1 protein-coding gene is annotated in these 4,676 nt (G+C 56.6%); it reads right to left on the reverse strand.

Features of this window, described 5'->3' with window-relative positions; all coding sequences use genetic code 11:
• On the reverse strand, positions 1–4,676 hold a 4,676-nt coding region (locus DPM33_RS35490; protein WP_146770391.1), incomplete at both ends, for a beta strand repeat-containing protein.

A 4,676-nucleotide genomic window follows, 5' to 3' on the forward strand; every position in this document is an offset into this window, starting at 1 on the left:
TGTCGCTGCTGCCGGTCACCGTGACGACGTCGTGCGCGCCCGAAAGATTCAGCGTATCGCTGTTGCCGGCGATGTTGATCGCATCGCTGCTACCTGCAAGCGCGATGGTCACTCCATTGTCGCCTGCCCCAAGCGTCACTGAATTGCCGCTGCCCGCGTTCACAGCCAGGTTCTGACCATTCCTCAGGGTGAGGCTCTCGCCTGTGCCGGTGAGGTTGACGTTTTCGAAGCCGGTGAAGGCCGCTAGGCTATTGAGATCGAACGACCCCGGGCCAGAGATGCTGAGGGTGTCAGTGCCGCTGCCGCCTGTGAGGCTGCTGTTCAGGGTGGATGGCGTAGCGAATACCGAGTTGGTTCCATTGGTGAAGCTGACCGTCCCGCTACCTCCTCCCAGTGTGACACTGTTGTCCGAGCCCGCTCCGAATGCCACCACGTGATCATGGCCATATGCGAGTGTCACCGAATTGTTCGACCCAGTGATGTTGACTGAGTCCTGGCTTTGGCAATCAACCTGCACTACGGCATTGTTGCCGGTGATATTGACAGAATTTAAAAATGCATAATAGCCGAATAGCACAGATGCATTATTTCCCACTATGGAAACAGTGGCCTCATGGCTGGAGCCAAAGTCGAGATTAGTATTATCGCCAGTAGCGGTTATAGTGTCGGAGTTGTTCGCTATGCTGAGGTTATTCCCGTCCCCTGTAATGCTCACTACATTGCCGCTTCCCAGATGTAATGTCCGGAACAAGGCGTTGTCAGCGTTAAGATGGAAGGTTGTCCCCGAGGACAAGAAGGTGACAACATTTGCTGTGCCCGTAAGGGTGAGGCTGTCATTCGCTCCTGAGACGGTCACGGTCTCATGATCGCCTGCCACCGTTAATGTCTCGCTGGCGCCGCCAACGTTGACTGCGTTACCGCTACCGGACACCGAGACCGTAGCACCATCATTGCCAGTCGCCAGCGTCACTGAGTTGCCGCTGCCTGCGTCGACGGCTAGGTTCTGACCGTTTCTAAGGGTGAGGCTCTCACCTGTGCCGGTGAGATTGATATTTTCGAAGCCGCTGAAGGCTGCAAGGCTGTTGAGGTCGAACGAGCCCGACCCGGAAAGCACCAGCGTATCAATGCCGCTGCCGCCAGTGAGTTGATCACCAGTATTGACCGTCAGCGCGTTGCCAAAAACCGTCGTATCGGCTGAGGATGCGGGCATGACGTCGTTTGCCGGCGTCAAGTTGATGTAACGCCCGGTGTTGTCGACAAGGATTTCTATCGATCCTTGTGCGAAGATCGCTTCACGCTGGGCGGCAGTAAAATCAAAGCCATTGGCTGCAATGGTGTCTTGACCGGTGCCGCCATTAATCTGGAAGGCGGTTGCAGCATTCGACACTGTAAAGGTGGTGCCGGCAGAATTGGTGCTGGTGAAGTGGACGTCAGCCGCAACACTCTTGCCGGAAAGATCCACGCTGGACCCTGAGGCTTGCACCTCACCCGATCCAATGAACTCGTTGAATTGGGATACAGCGCCTTCCGCGGCAACAACCGCGCCGTTCAAAAGATATAAATCGGGAACCCCACTGATGGTGGTCCCGGAGAGATCGTAGACGCCATTTCCGCCATAAACCTGGACGCTGCCGCTCGAATTCCCGCTGCCCTGGATGATATCGCCGGCGTGGAATTGCGAAGGATCAACGGCGACATAAGCGCTGTTGGCGTTGTTGGAACTATAGATTTGATACGTGCCAGTCGAAAGGAAGAAGTTGTCGGTGCCTTGGTCGTAAATTGTGGCCGACCCGCTCGAAAGGTAGTAAAGGCCGATATGACCCAGCCCACTTTGGTCATCGTAAATTGTGGCCGAGCCCGAGCCCAGATAAATATGGTTGAAGGATCCGGCCCCGATGTGAGCGGTGACCGTGCCTGCGTTGAACGTGAGCGTCTCATTGCCGGAGCCACTGGTGCGGAGTGTCCCGCTGAACGCACTGGAAAGGGTAAGCGAGCTTGCTCCATTGCTCGCCAGGTCAATCTCGTCGAAGCCACTGAAATGGGCCAGTGTGCTCAGGTCGAAGGTACCGGCGCCTGACAGAGCCAGCGTGTCGATACCGCTGCCCCCGGTCAGACTGTCGCCGCCGCTCAAGGTTGACGCTGTAGCGAACACGGTGTTGGTTCCACTCGTAAAGCTGACCGTCCCGGCGCCTGCTCCTAGCGTAACGCTGTTGTTGTCCGAACCGGCTCCGAAAGCGACGACGTGGCCTCCGCCATATGCGAGCGTAACCGAACTATTGGATCCCGTGATATTTACAGTGTCGCTGCTCTGGCATTCGATATTCACGACTGTATTGTTACCAGTGATATTGACGGTATCATACGTAGAATAAAATCCAAATCCAACCGAGCTGTTGTCGCCAGTTATAGAGACTGTGGTGCCGTGACTGTCGCCAAAATCAACGGACGTGCCGTTGCCTGACACTGTGAATGTGTCGTTGTTATTGTGAAGCGCGAGCGTGTTGCCGCTTCCTTGAATGCTCACCGCATCACCGCCGCCTGGGTAGTAGGTTTGCACAAAGGTATTATCGGCGGTGAGATGGAATGTTGTGCCGGCGGCCGTCAGATTTACGGAATTAGCCGTTCCCGAGATCGACAGAGTCGCGTTGGTGCCCGAAACATTCACTGTGTCATGGTTGCCAGTGACGTTCGCGACATCACCATCGGCCTGCAGGTTCACGACATCGTTGTTGCCTGTAACGTTTGCCGTGTTGGATGTGCCGTCTACCGTGAGGCTGCCGTTATCGCCGGTCAAAGTCGCGGTGTTGTAATGGGAATAGATGTCTAGATAGATGCCGCCGTAGTTGCCGTTGAGCGTCACGGATCCGACGTTGGTGTCTGTGGAGATGTGATCGTGGTCGCCTGTGACAATGACGGTCTCGGAGTTGCCGCCAACCAGCACCGAATTGTTGCTGCCTGCCACGGTGACAATATCACCCCAACCAGAGATGGTGGTCGAGTTCCCATCGCCATTGACGCTCATTGTCTGGCCGGCGCCAATGTAGCCGTCGGCGTAAACAAAGGCATTGTTCGCCGTCACTGCCAAGCTGGCATTGTAAGCTGTGAAGTGCAGCACATCGCCGCTGCCGGCCATCGATACCGTGTCGCCGTTGCCGGAGACATTGACGGTGTCGCCGTCACCCGAAAGGCTCAACGTGTCGTTGTTCCCCGCGACGTTCACCGCGTCACCGGTGCCGGACACCGAGACCGTAGCGGCGTTATTGCCTGCTGCTAGCGTCACCGCGTTGCCGCTGCCTGCGTTGACAGTCAGGCTCTGACCATTCTTCAAGGTGAGGCTCTCACCTGTGCCGGTGAGATTGATGTTCTCGAAGCCAGTGAAGGCTGCAAGGCTGTTGAGGTCGAACGGCCCCGAGCCGGAGAGCACCAAGGAGTCAGTGCCGCTGCCGCCGGTCAGACTATCGGCGCTGTTCAAGGTCGATGGCGTCGCGAAAACCGTGTTGGTTCCGTTGGTAAAGCTGACTGAGCCGGTGCCTGCGCCTAGGGTTACGCTGTTGTTCGAGCCCGCTCCGAACGACACGACATGGCTGACACCGTATCCGAGCGTGACCGAACTATTGGATCCCGTGATGTTGACCGTGTCGCTGCCTTGGCATTCCACATCAACGGAGGTGTTGTTACCGGTGACATTCAAGGTGTCGTAAATCGAATAGAAGCCAAAATCGATAGAGCTGTTGTCACCGGTTATCGAGACAGTTGTGACGTGGCTATCGCCAAAGTCGACTGATGAGCCATCCCCTGTGACCGTAATGTTATCGAAATTATTATGCAGCGACAGGCTGTTGCTGTTGCCGATGATGTTCACCGTGTCAGCGCCACCAGGATATGTCTCTGTAAGAATGGTGTTGTTGTTGCCAACGACCGATACTGTGTCATTGGAGCTGCGGATATTGACCGCGTCGCCGCTACCGGACACCGAGACTGTAACTCCGTCATTGCCTGCTACCAGCGTTACCGAGTTGCCGCTGCCCGCGTTCACAGCCAAGTTCTGACCATTCCTCAGGGTGAGGCTCTCGCCTGTGCCGGTGAGGTTGACGTTTTCGAAGCCGCTGAAGGCCGCTAGGCTGTTGAGGTCGAACGAGCCCGACCCTGAGATTACCAGCGTGTCGATGCCGCTGCCGCCGGACAGATTGTCACTGGCGTTGAGCGTCGCGCCCGACCCGATCGTGCCGTTCACCGTATTGGTGCCGCCCGCGAAGCTAACCGTATCATTGCCGGTCCCAAGCGTAACAGCATTGTTGGTCGATCCTGGTCCGCTGAAGGAAATCGTATCTCCATTACCAGTGATCGTTACCGCATTGTTTGAGCCCGTAATGTTTACCGTGTCGTTCACCCCGCCCAACGTCACGCTGTCGTTCGTGCCAGACAGGGTCAGGCTGGTGTTGTCGCTCGCCGTCACACTGTCGTTGCTCGCGGTGAGGCTTAGTCCAGCTTGGCCTCTCGCGTAGGTGACAGGCCCACTGCCTTGCACGAGAACATTGCCGTTGCCGGCAAGGCCGGTGCCAGAGTAGCCGCTCACTACTACAAGGTTGTCCGTTCCGTTTACGGACACGCTTCCATAGCTGCCGGTCACGGTCACGAAATCACTGCTGCCATTGACGCCAACAGAGCTGTAATCG

The organism is Mesorhizobium hawassense, from assembly GCF_003289945.1.
GTDB classification, from domain to species: domain Bacteria; phylum Pseudomonadota; class Alphaproteobacteria; order Rhizobiales; family Rhizobiaceae; genus Mesorhizobium; species Mesorhizobium hawassense.